12 protein-coding genes are annotated in these 18,682 nt (G+C 45.6%); 11 read left to right on the top strand and 1 reads right to left on the bottom strand.

The window, feature by feature from the left end:
• Window positions 1–16: 16 nt before the first annotated feature.
• Window positions 17–670 carry a peptide deformylase gene (locus BOCO_RS01035; RefSeq protein ID WP_094722261.1) on the top strand — a complete coding sequence of 218 codons (654 nt, stop codon included), beginning with the start codon at window positions 17–19 and terminating at the stop codon, window positions 668–670.
• A 25-nt stretch (window positions 671–695) separates the two neighbouring features.
• Here BOCO_RS01035 and BOCO_RS01030 read toward each other — a convergent pair whose 3' ends face one another.
• Window positions 696–1,787 (bottom strand): zinc-binding dehydrogenase, encoded by a 1,092-nt coding sequence (locus BOCO_RS01030; RefSeq protein WP_094722260.1) that lies wholly within the window; start codon window positions 1,785–1,787, stop codon window positions 696–698.
• 443 nt (window positions 1,788–2,230) lie between these two features.
• Between BOCO_RS01030 and BOCO_RS01025 the strand changes: the two genes are divergently transcribed.
• The 10 genes from BOCO_RS01025 to BOCO_RS00980 all read left to right on the top strand — a co-directional run.
• Complete coding sequence (locus BOCO_RS01025) at window positions 2,231–2,524, top strand: WXG100 family type VII secretion target (protein WP_094722362.1); 294 nt, start codon at window positions 2,231–2,233, stop codon at window positions 2,522–2,524.
• Between the two features lie 512 nt (window positions 2,525–3,036).
• Window positions 3,037–4,770, top strand: coding sequence for a serine/threonine protein kinase (locus BOCO_RS01020; RefSeq protein ID WP_094722259.1), 1,734 nt, complete (start codon window positions 3,037–3,039; stop codon window positions 4,768–4,770).
• Window positions 4,767–5,216, top strand: a complete 450-nt coding sequence (locus tag BOCO_RS01015; RefSeq protein ID WP_094722258.1) for a hypothetical protein — start codon at window positions 4,767–4,769, stop codon at window positions 5,214–5,216. Before BOCO_RS01020 ends, BOCO_RS01015 begins: the two co-directional genes overlap by 4 nt.
• Complete coding sequence (locus BOCO_RS01010) at window positions 5,217–10,493, top strand: hypothetical protein (protein ID WP_094722257.1); 5,277 nt, start codon at window positions 5,217–5,219, stop codon at window positions 10,491–10,493.
• Between the two features lie 16 nt (window positions 10,494–10,509).
• Window positions 10,510–15,063: an FtsK/SpoIIIE domain-containing protein gene (locus tag BOCO_RS01005; RefSeq protein WP_094722256.1), complete on the top strand. Its 4,554-nt coding sequence runs from the start codon at window positions 10,510–10,512 to the stop codon at window positions 15,061–15,063.
• Between the two features lie 17 nt (window positions 15,064–15,080).
• Window positions 15,081–15,584 (top strand): FHA domain-containing protein, encoded by a 504-nt coding sequence (locus tag BOCO_RS01000; protein ID WP_094722255.1) that lies wholly within the window; start codon window positions 15,081–15,083, stop codon window positions 15,582–15,584.
• A 2-nt stretch (window positions 15,585–15,586) separates the two neighbouring features.
• Window positions 15,587–15,886, top strand: a complete 300-nt coding sequence (locus BOCO_RS00995) for a hypothetical protein (protein WP_094722254.1) — start codon at window positions 15,587–15,589, stop codon at window positions 15,884–15,886.
• A gap of 5 nt (window positions 15,887–15,891) precedes the next feature.
• Window positions 15,892–16,518 (top strand): hypothetical protein, encoded by a 627-nt coding sequence (locus BOCO_RS00990; protein WP_148140025.1) that lies wholly within the window; start codon window positions 15,892–15,894, stop codon window positions 16,516–16,518.
• Complete coding sequence (locus BOCO_RS00985; protein ID WP_094722252.1) at window positions 16,518–18,053, top strand: putative T7SS-secreted protein; 1,536 nt, start codon at window positions 16,518–16,520, stop codon at window positions 18,051–18,053. The genes BOCO_RS00990 and BOCO_RS00985 overlap by 1 nt, the downstream gene beginning before the upstream one ends.
• Window positions 18,054–18,069: 16 nt before the next feature.
• Window positions 18,070–18,682: hypothetical protein (locus BOCO_RS00980; RefSeq protein ID WP_148140024.1), on the top strand; the 613-nt coding region annotated here is incomplete at its 3' end.

Genomic DNA, 18,682 nt, shown 5'->3' with positions numbered 1-18,682 from the left:
AGTAAAGGAATGTGCGATGTTTGGCAAGAACTCCACAGTAGATGCTGAGCTCAATGCTGACGTAGAACAGGCGTTAGCAGATGCTGGTGCAGACAAGCTGCTTCCTATAGTACAGCTGGGGGAGCCGGTACTCCGCCAGCCTACCGAGCCATACCGGGGGCAGCTCAAGCGCAAGACGCTAGATAAACTGATTGACGCGATGCATGTGACCATGCTGGAAGCTCCTGGTGTAGGCCTTGCTGCTCCTCAGATTGGTTTGGGTTTAGCGCTCGCTGTTGTTGAGGACCATGTGCGGGACAGTGAAGAGGATCCTCGCGAGATTGCTGAACTGCCGTTTCATGTCATCATTAACCCCTGCTACGAAGCAATCGGAGAGGCGAGCGCCAGCTTTTATGAAGGATGCTTGTCTTTTGAAGGATATCAGGCTGTACGAAAGCGATGGCTTGACATCGTAGCCACTTGGGAAGATGAATCGGGAGTGGAGCACAAAGAACGTCTACACGGCTGGCCAGCACGCATTTTTCAACATGAGACAGACCATTTAGACGGTGAAATTTATATTGATCAAGCTCAGATACGTAGCTTATCGTCAGATGACAACCTCAGTGAGTACTGGTCCTACAATCCTGTTCCTCTCGATGCAGCTCAGGAGCTTGGCTTTCAACTGTAAAAACCAAGCTCCTGAATTCTCCGAGTTATATGTCGCTGACACGTATGAGTGATTTAATGGTTCGTCGCTGGTCCATCGCGTCATAAGCTTGTGCAATATGGTCAAGATCGTATTCAGCAGTGAATACCTGTCCGGGATTGATGCTGCCATCTAGTACGGCGTCCAGAAGGATTTTGCGATCCCATGTGCGTACTGAAGCGGGACCACCGCGCAAGCCTAGATTGCGGAAGAAGGTCTCTTCTGCATCAACTTGCTCGCCATGAGGTACACCAACACGACCGACGATGGCACCATTTCTTGCTATTGACAGAGCGGTAGCTGTTGATTCGTGTGAACCAACGCATTCGAGCACGGCATCTGCGCCCCACCCGGCGGTGAGTGCTTTCACTTCGTCAACGGCCTCCTGTCCGCGACTAGCGACAATGTCGGTGGCTCCGAACTTTACAGCCATCTTCTGTCGGTCTTCATGGCCTGATAAGGCAATAATCCGCTTTGCTCCGCGTAATTGTGCAGCAATAATAGCGCACAAACCGACAGCTCCATCTCCAACTACAGCGACAGTGTCGCCCGCTTTTACTTCAGCTGTAGCTGCTGCATGATAGCCAGTGGCCATTACGTCAGAAAGGGTAAGTAGGTTTGCCAACATCTCGTCAGAGAAAGTTTGAGCACGTTCAAGACCACCAGGCACTACCACAACTGTGCCATCCGCCTGTGGTACCCGCATATATTCAGCTTGAGCACCTAAACCAGGATCGCCGGCGTCAAAGAACCCTCCGTTGGGGCAGGTTGCTTCAAATCCAGCCTGACAGACCGGGCATGTGCCGCAAGAAAACGCAAACGGGACAATGATGAAATCTCCGGGTACGACGCTGTGCACGTTTGTTCCGACCTGATCGACAATGCCAATTGCTTCATGGCCAACGCTTGTGTTAGCAGTTCGAGGACTGATGCCCCTGTACCACCATAGGTCAGATCCACACACGCAAGCGCGTACTACTCGCATTACTAGTTCGTCTGGGTTGGTTGGCTTAGGTTTGGCTACTTCTTCGACTGCGATGTGTCCTTGTTCTTTAAAGATAGCTGCTTTCAAAGACCCTCCTAGATATGAATGGTACATGCTTCGATGCATGCTGATGTATCGAATCATTCCCTTTGTTTAACAACACCATTGTGTCGTATACAGCCTGTACACAGGGATGCTGCTGTTCAATATTGAGTATAGTTCGCAAAAGCTACCAAGTTTTTTGTAACCTATTAGTAAACAATTTTTTTCGGGGGGCTGTTGCCTTGAGCAAGCCTTCAATTGGTCAGGTAAGTAACACTTTTTATATTGATGCAGTCTGTCATGATTGATATCACCCACTTTGTAGGGAGGGCAAGCAATTTGTAATTCCTCAGTATGAGTTGTGCAAGTCGCCTTCGAGCATTTACCAATTCTTTTGTTACGTCTAGGTTAATTTGACTAATAAAATGAGATGGTATTATAAATACTGTCTGAACACTTCGTGAGTGTTTCGGATAATGATACAGAGTTGTGATTTTTTCGAAGGGTATGTAGTTATGGCTAACGTATCAGTTACATATGGTGAGTTAGACGGTGCAGTTAACGATCTGAAAAATGGACATGAAACTCTTGTTTCTGAGTTAAATACTCTGAAAAGCAAGATTGATGCCTTAGTTAGCAGTGGTTTTGTTACAGATCGTGCTTCTGGTGCTTTCCAGAGGTCATATGAGGAGTTTACAAAGGGTGCCACTCAGACTGTGGATGGTCTTCAGGGCATGGAAGACTTCCTGAATAAGACTAAGCAGGCTATGACCGAGTTGGATAGTCAGTTGGCAAGTGCACTGAGTTAGTTCACTACCTACAGAGGAAGGCATGCCAAGTAAATGCTGCCTACGATTGGTTACATTGCATTGCTGGCATATATTATGGCTGTAGTTCGCTGGTAGACCATTTGCTGCTGCATTGGGGGAGTAGCACAACGGTCTACCTATGCGAAAGTTGTACTAAGTGCCATGCGCTCTTCCATTTGAATACACAGTTATGGGGTAAGTGGATAACACTTGCTGTGTAATAGGTAGTGTCTTCTGACAAAGTGATGTACATATTGAAGTTTGGGGTTTAGCACATAGGAACAGGGTATCCTCTTGGCATTTGAATGTTTGTATACGCATCTTGGCCTAGCGGAATCAGCTTGGAATATGTGTATAACGTTGGTTGGTTGTGCTTATCATGGCGATCTTATGAACACTTCTTGGTTGCTCATAAGAAGTTGCACAAAAGTGTGCAATCGAGTGTGTAGCTGAGATAACTAGCTGGATTTTCTACCACAGCACATACCTTCTGACATGTAGGAGAGAGAGAAGTGGTTGTTGAAAATACGGTAATCGGTGGACGATATCGCATTCTTACAGAAATCGGAAAGGGGGGAATGTCTACTGTTTACCTCGCACTTGACACCTCATTGAATAAACAGTGGGCAGTTAAGGAGATTAAACATGTGACAGATCCTGTCAAACGTGACATGATTATCAACAGCATCACTGTTGAAGCCAACATGATAAAGCGCTTTGATCATCCTGCAATTCCTCGTATTGTCGATTTAATTGATGAGTTCGGGTCTCTGTATGTTGTTATGGACTACATTGAAGGCCGTACCTTGTCTGCAATTCTTAAGAGTGAAGGACCTCAACCCGAAAACATAGTGGTTGATTGGGGTATACAACTGTGCGATGTACTTGATTACTTGCATCGTCGTCAACCACCTGTCATATATCGAGATGTGAAGCCGTCTAACATTATGGTGACACCAGACGGGACTATCAAATTAATAGACTTTGGTATCGCCATAGAAATGGATGGAAATGAGGACCGTACTTCACTCATTGGGGATGACCGACAGTTAGGAACTCCTGGTTATGGTGCTCCGGAACAGTTTAAAGAGTCTGGTCATGTAGATGCTCGTACTGATATATATGCCCTGGGAGCTACCTTATATAACCTCCTAACGGGAATACATCCAAGATCAGGTGCCATGCAACCTATTCGTGTTGTAAACCCTTCGCTGTCAATAGGTCTAGAAAATATCATTGATGTAGCAACTAAGACCAATCCGGATGATCGTTTTCTAGACTGCGCGCAAATGGCTTACGCTCTTCGTCATTATCGCGAAGAAGACGAGGTACATCATAAAGTTCTCATTCGCAAATGGCACCAATTTACTGGTGTCATTATTGCTTCGGTGGTTTGTTTTGCACTTTCAGCAGTGTCTTTGGGTATGGCTTATCTGACCCGCAATGGAGATTATCAGTATTGGATGAACCAGGCGACACAAACTACCTCTGCTGCGAAAGCTGAGAGCGATTATGTCAAAGCTGCTTCTATAAAGCCCGGATCTATTGAACCATATATTGGTCTCATACATTTGTATACTGCTGATGGCATCTTCGATGCGAAAGAGGAACACGTTTACAATTCAACTATTACCGACCACACTGATACTTTGAGTAAGAATGCAGATGATTGGTCTCAGCTCTGTTTTGAAACAGGAAAGCTATATTGGTACTACTACGATGTGTCCAACGGTATGTCAGATGCTTCCTCGTTTGCTGGAACAGCTGGCGAATCAGCTCGAATTAATCGTATAAGAGCGGCTTCTCCTTGGATGCACAATGCTGCTGCCAATTCTGGGTATGTAAATGCTCGTCTGGCTGATATTTATTCCGGTATGGCTGATTTCAATACTCAGGTAGTGCCCTTGATTAACGAGGGGTCTGATGCAGGTAAATATAAGCCATATGCAAAACGTCTGCAACAGTTGGTTCAAGCTAGTGGTCATGAGCGCAATGATGTCATCCGTGTAGAAGTAGCCAACCTTACGCTTGATGCTTTGCGAATCTTTCCTAGGAAATTCCGTGCAGACGGTGTCTCACGGGAAGCTTTGAATACTCTCGCAGATGAAGCCATATCTCTTGCAAAGACCGTAGATCCTACGACCACCGTTTTAGATCAAAAAATGCAAGAAGTAAACCAATCAAGTCAAATGGTTCATCTTGAAATCAATAATGCTTTTGTTGATATCAAAGGAGACAAACAATGAGTACTCAGTCATGGAGAATTATTGCTTTGACTTTTTTGGCGTTTGCGCTGATTTTAGCTCTGGTTGCTGTTGTTCTATATCGAGTATTGGATATACGGAAGGTTCGAAACTTACTTACAGGACATAGTGAGGCTGAAGAAATACATCGTATGCGTTCTGCCAGGGTCGGCACGTGGGGGTCATTCGACGCAGAAGCGTTTCCTGACCCTCAATATTCTCAAGTTCCACAACAACATGGTCGAATGCATGAAAATAATACAGAAAAAGCTTCAGAATTTGTGGTTCATTCCATAGAGTCTCCACTACAATCTAAAACTAACCAGCCTGTTCATGGGGATGAAACAGACGATGAAAGTCAAACATCATTGATGGGTGGAAGTAATAACGCATCAAGCCAAGCAGTTGATGATGAGTCGCAGACGACCCTCTCTGGAAGGACTAGGTAAATGTTGTTTAAGAGTAATAAACATCATCGAGTCTCAGCTCAATTACTTCATGTTGTTGTATTATTCGCATTTTCCCTGGGCTTGTATCTGGTACTACAGATGCTATATCCGCAGCTAGCTACAGCAGAAGAGCGATCACCTATAGAGGTTTCTTTTACCTATCACCAAGAAAAAGCCAAAGACGATATCACCGATGGTTATACCTGGGTTGCTGCTGGTTCTCGTTCGCTGGAGTTGTCCGTTCAAGGGAAACTTTTGAATGACAACAGCTCTAGAAGATCGGATATATCAATTACAGATATCACAATTGAAGGAGGACAACCATGCCCAGTTATGGATGCCTCTTCTGCAAGAGATATCTCAGAAGGGAAATATAAACTCAGATTTGCAGGTGATGATCAGGACTATCGTCAAAGTGAATACAAGATGGATCAGTGTCGGTTAAAGATCCTATATAAGCACCGCACAAATAATTTGGGTAATCCACACCTGATACAAGAGCGAAGTTTCGTAAGTCCTCTTAATCAAATCGACATGAATACTGTGAATGCTCAGGGGCAGAGTGTTGATTTTGTTAAAAATCCTTCTTCTATTATTATCGACACGACAGCTGACAGAAATGTCAGATTATGGGTATCTGGTCCAGCCCAGGAAGATCCCCTTGGAAGAGTATTTGGAAAAGCTTCTGCATATCAGCTTTCTTTGTCATCACGCGACCCCTGGCTAGCGCAAATAGTCCAAGTTGTTCGTAATAATCAAATCCGTACTAATCCAGGTCAATCTTTTCACGCTATGACTTTTGACCAGCAACCTGCACAAGATCCTGGTAGGGACCCTAACCATCAGAATCCGCTCAGTATCAATTGCACCAGCTCAAGCAACTATACGAGCACCAATCGCGATAGTGCCAGCAGTGGCGATCATGCAAGAACTTGGACGGTTTTGAATCAGTCCTGCGCTGTTAATTTTGCATCAGTGTACCCATACAATTCAAATGCACGATATACAGCAAAAGTGCAAGAGGATTTAGCTCGTTTCTTAGACGTACAGGAACCTGTAAATGGCGATAATCCTCTGTCGTTTGTTTACGACACTCAACAGCCCACAGTTACTTCGGTGACCTATCTTTCTCATGAGCGAGAAATGAACTCTCTAGATTATGACGTTCAAGCTGGCAATACAAAATTCGCATTCAATAAAAGAAGCGTTCGAATACGTGCGAAAGATATGCGTCCAGCAATGCCTACAGTCGATTCGAATGGTAATCAGACCTATCCTCTAGAAGATGGTAATGATGGAAACAGTGATTCCAATGTCTCTGACCTAGATGCAATCGTTTTGAGTGGGGTACGTTATCAACATGTAGATGAGAGCGGAAACTTTACAGATCCTAAACAGCTGATTCAATGTCCATCGGAAGCCCCTCTTTCTAGTAATGATTCTTGTGACTATTCGATTGCCAAAGGTAGTGATGGGAACGGCATATACTTTGATGTCAGTTTTCAGTCATCCGGTTATTATGATTTTTCTCAGGTGAACGCTCAGGCAGTTGACCGGGCGGGTAATAAGTGCGATTTCCATACTTTGAATAGTGCTGCGGCAAGTCCAAATTCACCGCCAAATACATCACACATGATCAGCAAACTTGTGATTGATACTAGCTACACCACGATAGGACAGCCAAGGATAGCGGTTTCTAGGAATACTCAGGAAAGACCAATTGCAGTACCCCAAGGTAGCAATGGATTGGACCGGTATTACTTCGATTCAGATGTTTATGTAACTGTTCAGAGTAAGGATCAATATTTCATGTACTACTTGAGGATGCTTGCCAACGATCCTCAACAGAATGCCGGTATGCTGAAATATTGGCGTGATGATGTGCCTATAGGAATGAGTAATAGCAAGATTGCTTGCCCTATTGATATACAAGCTATACATGTCCAGCAGGGAGAAGAATGGCCTTGGAGTCTGGCCTGCAATGCTAGCGTTATGCAGATGGAAAATAACGGACAAGGTTCTGTTAATGGAGCATTTACATTTTCCTTTAATGACAACCTCCTACCAACCGTATTTTCATCACAAAAAACCCGTTTTGGTATTGATACGCAAGCCCCTGCTTTTACTGGGTTCAAAGGGCTACGGGGTTCGGGGCTGCAACAGATTAACGATTTTCCCTTAGCTGATGGCAAACATGCTATTGTGACCAGTCCTGGTGAGAACAAGATGCAGGTTAGAGTACAAGACTTGCTGCCTGAAGAACAACGAGGTGCTGAGGAGATTAATGGATCTTCTCAAAACGGTTCCTCTGGTATCGGAGGGGAATGTAATCGAAGCGTGTGTCATCCAGAAGTTCGAGTGGAGATACCGGCTCCTACAGATTTAAATGGAAATCCTCTTGGCAAAGCAGGTAGGAAGAACCTGTCATTACCTGTAGATGAATCGGGCTGGGTTACGATTGATTTTAATGCTGAAGGAATGTATAACCTCTCGATGATCACCATAGAGGTCAGAGATCGGGCGGATCATCCTTCTGAATTTGGAGAGCATACCAATACTGGAAATTCACGGACCATACAACTCATTGATGTTGTAAATAAGTACCATGCTAAAGATGGAATTGAGCAACCATTCGATGCTGTAGTAATAGATAGTTCTCATAGCAGACGAGAAGCACATATTGCTGTAAAACAGGGAAATCTTAATCCCTCTTCAACGAATCCTGCCTATTACTTCCGTGGAGAGGCTGTAGTAGATTTCACTATTACCGATCGCTGGTTCCCCCTGTACCAGCAACTGGGCCAGAGCAATCATGATAACTTCCTTACAGCTTCAGTATCTTTAGCTACTCCTAAACCGTTCGAACCAGTGTCGTTTCAGTCAGATATGTGGAAGCCAGATAATACAACACCTGATACCTGGGTATACCATGGCTACCTCATGCCAAGGTCTGATGTGGATCCTCAACGTCCACTTGAAGGAAAATACCAACTGAAGATCTCGTATACTGGGCTGCAAAGCGACAATACAAACGTTGCGGAGGCCAGTCAAGAATTCGTCATAGATTACACAGGTCCGACGTTAGGTGGTCTTCATTTATCAGCACATTCGCCACAGCGCTGGCAGTGGATTTTCCCGTCTTCATTACATGTTTCGCTGGATGGTATTGGTGATTCTATTTCTCAAGTCGACGAATCTTCTCTGGACTTTAAAGACTACTCCCAGGATGATGAAATTCCTATGTTGAGTTATGATCAGAGGCTAGTTCGCGATGGTGTATCCAGGCTCAAATCGAGTTTACGATTTGAATCGAACAGCGTTGTGTCCTTTGAACTCAATGGTGACAGTCAGCGTTTGCGATTCGATGCTACTTCTATTGCTTTGAAAGACAAAGCTGGCAATCCTTCATCTACACATGCCATAAGTGCCTATGGAAATGATACAGCGGGCGTGATTAATGATGCCAAGGGTCTTATAGGTGTGGCTATAGATTCTAAGGAGCCCGTCCTAACAGTGACTTATGACAATAACGACGTAAGGAACGGTAAATACTTCAAGGCAAAAAGGGTAGCAAAAGTATCTCTTGATGAGTCGAATTTCGATTTCATTTCAGGAAATGACAGCAAACGTACTATTCTTACGTCTAGTATCGATGGCAGAGAAACTGAGTTACATGCAAAAGATTTTGCCAATCCAAGTGGTGACCAGCACTCGTATGAGGCTTACTTGACTTGCGATGCTGATGGCGATTGGGTGGTAGATGCGTCAGTGACAGATCCTGGTAACCATCAGGCACAGCAATATCATACGGAATTCACTGTGGACACTACAAAGCCTGTCATGCTTATTACGTTTGATAATAACGATAGTAAAAATGGCATGTACTATAAGGCACCTAGAACAGCGACTGTCACATTAGTGGAACGTAATTACAGTGAAAAAGAATCGGTGATAACAACAACCGCTAAGAATGATGCCAATAAGGATGTTCCTGCACCAGTAGGAATGGGATGGTCCATGACTGGTAATGTGAAGGAATATTCATGGGTACAAAAGGTACCATTTAGTGGAGAATATCATTATACGTTAGAGGCAAATGCAACAGACTTAGCTGGCAACGTGGCAGAGGTCGTGAAGGAGCCAGAGTTTGTCATTGATATGACCAAACCGGACCTCCACATCGAAAAAGTGGAAGACAAATCCGCTTATGCCGGTACGGTTGCACCACAAATCAAATTCCTCGATGACAATATTGATCATGGGCGCACAACCTACGAGCTTGTTGGAGATCGGAGAGGAAAAATTGCAATCACAGAGATGGAAGCAGTTGAAGGTGGCAATGATAACTCTGTCGTTATAGATATTCCCGATTTTCAGCGAAAGTCAAGCGTCGATGATGTCTATACCTTGACGGCAAAAAGTGAGGACATGGCTGGGAATTCATCTGTGGTAAGTAAGACATTCTCGGTCAACAGGTTTGGTTCGACCTATCGCTTCTTATCCGGTACTTCTTCACTTAGAGGTGCCTACTTGAAGCGTCCACAGCCTGTGACTGTTGAAGAAATCAATGTCAGCGGTATCGCCGATGGGCAATCGAAATTAGAGATGGCGAAAAACGGTCGAATGCATGTTATGGACCATTCCGAGTATCAGATTACCAAAGGTAAAGATCATGGATGGAGTACCACAACATATGCAATCCCAGCAACATCGTTTACGGAAGATGGATACTACCGTTTGATCTTTACTTCTACAGATGATGCGGGGAATCTGTCTGAAAATACTATGCAAAATAAAAATGAGGACAGAACAGGAGAGGCTTCAGTGAACTTCGCTATAGACTCTGTGCCTCCAACAGTTTCTGCTCTGGGTATTGATTCACACAGGGTTTATTATGCGCAGAAAAAATCTGTAGGTGTTGATGTTAAAGATAACATGAAGATTCGTGCTGCACAGGTTTTTGTCGATGGTGTTCAACAAGAGCAATGGTCTGGTGATGACCTACTCAAAGGAGTTCCGTCCTTTGAGTTGCAGTCTGATGCTCATAGTCACAAAATAGTAATTCAAACTGAGGATGTTGCAGGGAATTCTTCCACTTCTACCTACTACGTTGTTGTTGCTTCAAACTGGTTGCAGTATGTCAGGGAGAATGGGGTTCTTTTCGTGAGTTTAATATTCACAGGTAGTCTTTTGCTCCTCATGCTAGCAGTAGTGATTACCTTGTTGGTGAGACGCAGAAAAGCGCTTGCGTACCGGCGAAACCCATTCGGAAAATGAAGGAAGTAAGTAAGTAATGAAAGGCCTGCTTAACATTCATGATGCTAGGACAGATTCTCGATATACAGTGTATGTCGATGTACCTGACAGTTCTACATTAGCGAACCTGCTGCCTTCCTTGGTTAATGTGGCTACGGATGGTTCGAGTCCAGTAACTGGCGTTGCAGTTGACGGCAGTCAGGTGGATCTGGAGTCAACCCTGAAACAAATTGGTTTTCATGAGGGATCATGGGTATCTTTGCTTTCTGATGAGGCAAAGATAATCAATCCTAAGGTCTCTTCTGTAGATGATCCTTCGGCAGTTCAGTTGCGTTTCATAAGTGGTGTTAATGCGGGAACTATTTATGATGTTCTGCCGGGGAGTTTGAGGATTGGCTCCTTGCTCGATCCTGACAAGGTGTCAGTAAGTGCAGACTTTATTCTAGATGTCCATGCTGATGGCGGCGTCAGCATTATTCCAAACGTCCGGCAGGGGGCACTTCATAAAAGATGGTTTTTCCAACGGTCTAAACCTGAACTGCACTCCGATGTGTGGATTGATGGGCATGAAATAGTTGAGCCCACAAAAGTTGAGTTTGGACAGGAAATTGTGCTTCCTGATTTCATGGTCAGCATTACCCAGGGGCACCCAGATTCTGTTCCGGTAGATACGCAGGGTAGTCAAGGCCATTGGCTGTACACGCGTCCTCCGAAGATTAAGAATGAGGTAAGGGACAGACGTTTCACATTGCCGGGTGCCCCGACACGTCCTGAAAAGGCTGCTATACCAATAGCGTCAACCCTCTTGCCGCTTGCCATGTCTGTGGGAATGGCGGTATTTTTGAAAAACTACACTTACTTGGCTTTTGGCATTATGTCACCGGTTATGATGATTGCCTCGTATTTTACTGGAAATAGTAGTAGTAAAAAAAGATATAAAGCCGAGCTCAAGAAATACCAGGAAACTACAACACGAATAAAAGACAAAGCAAATCGTGCTGTGACTCAAGAAATAGCTGAAGCTCGAGTGGAATATCCAGATCCTACTGCTGTTCTCGATATCAGTAGCAGACATACGGCGCAGTTGTGGAACAGGAGAGCAACAGACGATTCTTGGCTTGGTCTCCGAATTGGAACGGGTACTGTAAATTCCCATGTATCCTTGGAAAATCCAGATAACCTGGAGTTTGAGCGTGTTAAAAAGTGGGAACTTCATCAGTTCCCGGTTGTTGTAAGCTTACCCAAGGCTGGTTGTTTGGGGTGCACGGGCGAGCAAGATATTATTTTCCCGACTGTCCAGTGGATGCTGGCTCAGATGTCGGCACTCCATTCAGCTCGTGATCTATCCGTGTACCTACTTTCTCCGCAATCACGTAAAAGCATGAGGCAGGATACACCTACCGTAGTTCAAGCTCAGATTGACTGGCACTTCGCCCAGTGGCTTCCTCAACTGGTTCCCCAGCAGGGTCAAAGTGCTGTTCGTACTTTAGCTACAAGTGCTGAGGATATTGCTCTGAGAATTTCGGAACTTATTGCCATGCTTGATGACAGAACAGAACAATTGCATGCTCAGTCTATGCAAAAGTGGGCGGGATCATACGTTGTCGTGATCATGGATCATGCCCATGTATTGAGGTCTATGCCCGGTACTGTGCGTCTACTCAAGGAGGGGCCGCGCGTTGGCATGTTCATGCTATGCATCGAAACAGATGAGCGGCTTTTGCCAGAGGAATGCCAGACTGTTGTGACAGGTGAGGCAGGAAAGTTAAAGGTAAGGAGCAATGTTTCTGATGACATCAATGATGTTATGCCTGATCTAGTCTCGGAACAATGGCTGGATTCTCTATCGTTAGCGTTGGCTCCCGTAGAAGATGGAAGTCCTGATGAGACTCAGTCTGCAATTCCGCAACAGAGCAAGTTATTGGATTTGCTCAAGCTGACACCAACAGCAGATGAAATAGAAGCCCATTGGGCGTTGCAGCCACGTTCTACGTACTGCATGATTGGAGAATCGGTTGACGGTCCTTTCGGACTAGATATAGCTAAAGATGGTCCTCATGGCTTGATTGCTGGTACGACTGGTTCGGGTAAATCAGAGCTGTTACAATCACTTGTCGCGTCATTAGCCGTTGCTAATAGGCCAGAAGCACTGAACTTTGTTTTGGTTGATTATAAGGGCGGAGCAGCATTTAAAGACTGTGTTAAGTTGCCGCACACTGTTGGTATGGTGACAGATTTGGATAATCACTTGGTGACAAGAGCATTGGTTTCCTTGGGTGCTGAACTTAATTATCGTGAGCATCTTTTAGCAGTAGCCGGAGCCAAGGATTTAGATGACTATGTTGATTTACGTGAGATGAATCAAGAGCTTACAGAAATACCCAGGCTATTAATCGTGATTGATGAGTTTGCATCACTGGCACGGGAGTTACCTGATTTTGTTACAGGCTTGGTTAATATAGCTCAGCGTGGTCGGTCTTTGGGTATTCACCTCCTTTTAGCAACGCAGAGGCCAGGAGGCGTAGTTTCTCCTGAAATTAGAGCTAACACTAACTTGCGTATAGCCTTACGAATGACTGATGAAAGTGAAAGTCAGGATGTTATTGATGCCAAAGATGCTTCTCTGATTGGTAAAAATGCCCCTGGTCGCGCGGTAGTGCGCTTAGGGTCGAATTCATTAGTTCCTTTTCAGTCTGCAAGAGTTGGCGGAAGGTATGTAGATCCGAGCCAAAAACAAACGGTACACAAGACTGACCCCTTTGTGCGGATCCTTTCTTTCCCGCAGATGGGTTCGCCCGTACCAGCACAACCCAAGTCAAAGAAAGACAAGGGTGATGTGAGTGTAACTGATCTGATGAAACTGGTAGACAGCATCAGAAAGGTAGCTGAGGAGGAGGGCATTCCAGAGCAAAGGCAGCCTTGGTTGCCTGCCTTGTCAGAGGAAATTGGACTTGATGATCTGATTGTTGCGGACGAAAGAGCCGATGAAGACAGTTTGGTGGTTCCTTTCGCTCTGGGTGATTACCCTAAACAGCAAGAGCAACGTCCAATTTCCTTGGACCTCACGTCATTTGGTAACCTCTTTATTGTAGGAACCTCAAGAAGTGGCAAATCAACGGCATTGAGGACTCTTGCGTACTCAGCCTGCCAGCGTTTCAATCCTGCAAAAGTGCAGATCTACTGTCTTGATGGAGGAAATGGTAGCCTGGCTCCTCTCATGGCTTTTCCCAACGTAGGTGTAGTGGCATTGCGTAGTGAGGCTGAAAAAGTCGAACGCCTCCTCAATAGACTGGATAGGGTTCTCAAAGAACGAGCCACTTCTCTGTCGAAAGGTGGCTACAGCACTATTGATGAGTTCAACCGTGGATTGAACTCGGAACAGCAAGCAGACAGTCTTCCTCATATGCTGGTGATGGTTGATTCTTGGGAGGGCTACAGCTCGACTTTTGAATCCTACGATAGTGGCTCACTGATAGACCGCGTACAGACGATGATGAGAGAGGGTCCGTCGGTTGGAATCCACTTTATTGTTACGGGAGACCGCTCGTTATTGTCGGGTCGAATGGCCCTTTTGGCGGATAGTAAAATCCTCTTACGGCTAGTCGACAAGACTGATTATTCCGAGATAGGCCTCCCGTCTAAAGAAGTTCCTGACAAGATTTGCGATGGCAGAGGATATCATTCAGATGGTACTGCTGAACTACAAATCGCGCAGATTGCAAAGGGAGTAACAGGGCAACAAGAGTCCGAAGCTATACGATCAGCGGGAGCTACCTTGTCTGCTGGGATGGATCCACATATACAGAAGCTTCATATGCCGTTTAATGTTGAACAACTTCCTGATGAGCTGTACTTTAATGATGTCTTCACGTTAGCAAAAGATTCGAATGCCATTTCGAATGGGTTGCTCCCAATTGGCATTGGTGGTGAGGATAATGACCTCATCACCTACGATCCTCGGAATATTCCTATCTTGCCAATTTTTGGTGGCATGCAAAGCGGTAAAACTACCTTGCTTATGTGGCTAGCAAACATGGCTTTGATGGAAGGATATCATCTCGTTCTCGCTGCCCCGAAGGATAGCCCACTCAGGCAGTTCAAATCAGTGGAGGGCGTGGTTCGTCTATTTGAGTCACCTTCTGATATGACTCAGGAGACTTTGGAGCCGTTTATGCATAACGAAGACAAGGAAGCCTTATCTTGCATCCATGATGATGCCTTTAAGGGGAATTTGTTTGTGTTTGACGATTGCCAATTACTCAAGGATATTCCAGCAAATGGGTGGATGCAGGGGCTGGTTGGTTCTTTGAGTGCAAGCGATGCATCCTGCATTTTCGCTGGGGATATCATCGAATTCCCGCAAGGCTTTGGAAGTTGGGGGGCGTCTATGAAGCGGATCAAGCAGGGGATTTTGCTGAAACCTGACGAGATGTTGTATGCAGATCTTATTGGCGCCAAAGTGAAACGTTCACAGTTTAGTGTCGAAATGCCTCAGGGACGTGGATTGGCCAGAATTGGCACAAATACCCTATCCATCCAGTTCCCCAATGTAGATGAGTCTCCTGACTTTCCATACAACTTTCAAGAATAATGGGGTGGTGAGTAGGTATGAAGAAAAGTAAGAACCAAGATGGTCTCGTTGCATTAAGCCAGCCAGCTAAAGTTATTCCTGAAATACCGGTGCTACCACCTATGGAACAGCCTTCTGCTGCTGACGGATGGGATTTGCGTGACAGGGCCCTGAAGCCACGAGTAGGGGAATCTGGTGGTGAACGCCTGGTGCCGTCATATGCTTTATTATTTTCTGATGGTCGACGGGTTCCTTGTGCACAGCGTTGTGTTGTCGGTAGGATGCCTGAGCAACCAGGTGAAGCATACGACACGTACGTCGTTGTAGATGATTCGTCTCAGCAAACGTCTCGTAGGCATTTTGAGTTTGGTGTTACATCTATCGGACAGGTGTGGGTTATGGACCTTGGTTCCGCCAATGGTACATTCGTTCGTTCGGGAGATGACTATATGCAATTGCCTCCTAAGCAGCGGACAGTACTCGAAGAAAATGATGTGATTCGGTTTGGTGGCCTCAGCGCAAGGATAGAAAGGAATAACTGATTATGGCTGATCGTCTTGTTGTCTCGTATGATGAGTTGGCTAAGGTCAAGAAATCATTGGAACAGATTAAGCAAACTCTTGATGATTTTTATCTGATTAAGAACGATGTTGCTTGTATGGGGAATTCAATGGTCATTAATGCATACGGACAGTATGCTGATCGCATGAAAAGCACTAGTGTGAAGTATTCCAAGAAAGCCGAAGATTTTGCATCGATGCTGGGCAATGTCTTGGAAGAGGTTAAAAAACTTGATAATGACTTAGCGCAGAAAATCAACCAGGCCATCGAGAAGAATAAGTAGGTTCAATGATGTCGGCGAGTGATCAACGTATCCATTTCAGTTTGGATATTCCCTCTGATTGGGAGTGTATGGAGCTCTCGCGCCAAGGTAGGCGCAAGTATGCTCAGCAAAAGGCTACTGAAGTTGTAGAGAAGTTTCCATCACTGTCTATCTACCAGAAAAAGTTGGAAGACACGTTGTACAAGGAACTGACGTCTTCATGGTCCATGGGCGTACGGTATGGGGCTTCAATGTCTACACCCACAACGGATGGTCTTCTAAGTGCATCTGTGACGGTGTCCGTGTTGCCTGAGCCTCCCCGTAGAGATGACATTTCTACGTTTGACGCCATAGTAGCTACCATTCATGAGAATGATGATGAATCGCAGGGTGATGATGAATCTGATATTTCTCAGGTGGTGCTCCCACAAGCAGGGAAGGCGATTCGGGTGTTAGGCCACCGTGTCTTCAGGCCAAATGGGGTGTCGAAGGCTGTTCCTTATTCGGTTTTTCAAACGTATCTTCCTTACGCTGGCCGAGTGGTTTTGGTGATGGGAATGACCTTTTGTACAGATGTTGAGGATTTGCTGTTTGAGTTGTTTGAATTAATTACCAGCACGTTAACAGTGTGGATTGATGGTGGTGATCATTGATGGGTAACGGAATACAATGGGACAAAATTGGATTGCCAGGAAATCCGGTGCCGGGAGACCCTGCTGGGGTTCGTATGTATGCTAAAGAGCTGGAGGATAAGCGGTCCTCGGTTGATTTGATGGCGAAAGTGCTTGGTAACATTCAGGCTTCTGGTGGGTCGTCCATATTTGTGGGGGAAGCAGCTAAGCGATTTGCAGCTCGCCTAAATGAATTTCCTACGGATATGCGTAAATTCTCTACAGGTTTGAATCAGGCGCAGAAGGCTCTGTCTGCTTGGGCTGCCTGTATGGAGGCTCAGCAAGATAAAGCTAAGTCTGCGTTCTATAAAGCTTCCAGTGCTCGTAATGAATTACATGCAGCTCGTTCGAAATTGAATAATGCTTCTAGTCAAGCGTCAGCAGCTAAACAAGACATGCTGACATTGCGGGACCAGCAGGCGACTGGTGCGGTTATTAAAAAGTCGGATGAAGTTCGTGCTCGGGATCGTATTAGTCAGGCTGAACGCTTGGTTTCAAGTTTTCACCGGCAACTAGAGAATGCCCAGGGTTCGTACGATGCTGCAATGAAGAGTATCGATAATGCCAAAGATGCCTACATTGATGGTGCGAGGGTAACGGCGAACAAACTGCAAGGTGCTTTAAATGAAACGCCTTCCTTATCTGCATGGGAGCGAGTATATTACAGCGACGCCTGGCGAGTAGTGGTCAAAATTGCAGAAGTCGGCGGCATTGTGTTTGGTGTTGCTGCCTTGTTCTGCGGCGGTGGTGGAATTATAGGCCTACTTGCTTTTGCCTGCTCTGCTGTCGGGTTTGTGAACGATCTTATGGCTTACGGTGAGGGTGACATTTCTTTGAAAGAATTATTGTTAAGCACCGTTTCCCTTTTGTTGTCTTCTGCTGGTATGAGAGGTATGTTAAAGGAGGGAGCTGAAGGCTTGAACCTCCTTAAAGGTGCCAAAGGGATGTCAAAAATGTCTATTTTGCGTGCTTTGGGAGATCCCAGTAGTAAGGGTGGATACGGGGTATCTAGCTTTTCCAAGCTGCTGGGCAAGCCGAATGGGTTTATACCAACGTCAAAGTGGATGAAAGAAGCTGGCGAGTTTGCCAAGACCTCTTCGTTGAAGAGCGGAAAGAGTCTGCGGATGCAGTGGTGTAAGGGGTTCGCTAAAAGCGTCCTCGGGTCAGCCCGTGCTGGTGGTGCTCGTGTTATGACGAGTGTTCGTTCTTCGTTGTCCGAATATGCTCAGTACGGTCTGGCGCCGGCACGGTTGAGGGCGAGCATCCTCATGGGTGCTGGGAAGAACGTAATCCAACAAAATAGAGTATTGGAGATAGCTAAAATGGCCTGGAGCCCAGCGAAGGCTAAAGCAGCACGCAGCATTTTGAAGGACGAGGTCAGTGCCTACAAAAAGCATGTCCATAATGAAGAACATCTGAAGACTGATTTGAAAGACAAGATATCTGAAGAACTGGGCTACTTAAAACCTTTTATACCTGTTGCAGGTCCGATAGGTTCTATAGTTGGTTCCTTATAAGACAAAGGGGTGTGTGATGGTTGGTGTAGATCGGGAATTGGATGGTGTTGCCACTACTGCTGATGCTGCTAGTACTGGTGCTTCTGGTGTTGGTGTTTCTCAGAGTGGTTCTTCTTCTGCTTCTTCTTCTGGTGGTGCTGTTTCTGGTGATTGGGCTGCATCTGTTCAGGATTGGGAGTGGATGTCTTCGATTATGTCTCGGGTGGTGCGGGTTATGCCGCCTGCTGGTGAGGGTGAGCGGGCTTTTTCTCGTGTTGGCGTGATGCGTAAGATCGTGTTTTATGGTTTGGTGTTTTTAGCTGCTTTTGCTTTTGGTTGGCTGGTCTTGTTTGATGATTTACGACCTTGGGCACGTGAGCGTATTCTGTGGGGGGCCATCGTTGGGGTGCTTTCTGGTTTAGTGGTGTGGTGTTTTTTGTGGCGGTTTGAGGATGGTAAGGGTCGTCCTGGGTTTTGGTTTGTGTTGTTGTCCTTACCGGTCATAATTTTTTTTGGTGTATGTTTTGGTTCTATTGCGCGTTCTGATTTTGGTGTGTGGCGTTGGGTGATGGTGACGGTTGGTGTGTTGGTGGTGGGGGCTTTGTCGTGGTTTCGGTTGGTGCCGTTGGTGGTGCGTAATAGGTTGGGTG

This window comes from Bombiscardovia coagulans (assembly GCF_002259585.1).
GTDB classification, from domain to species: Bacteria; Actinomycetota; Actinomycetes; order Actinomycetales; family Bifidobacteriaceae; genus Bombiscardovia; species Bombiscardovia coagulans.
Note: the sequence above shows the minus strand (reverse complement) of the source record. Positions and strands in the feature narration are given on the sequence as shown.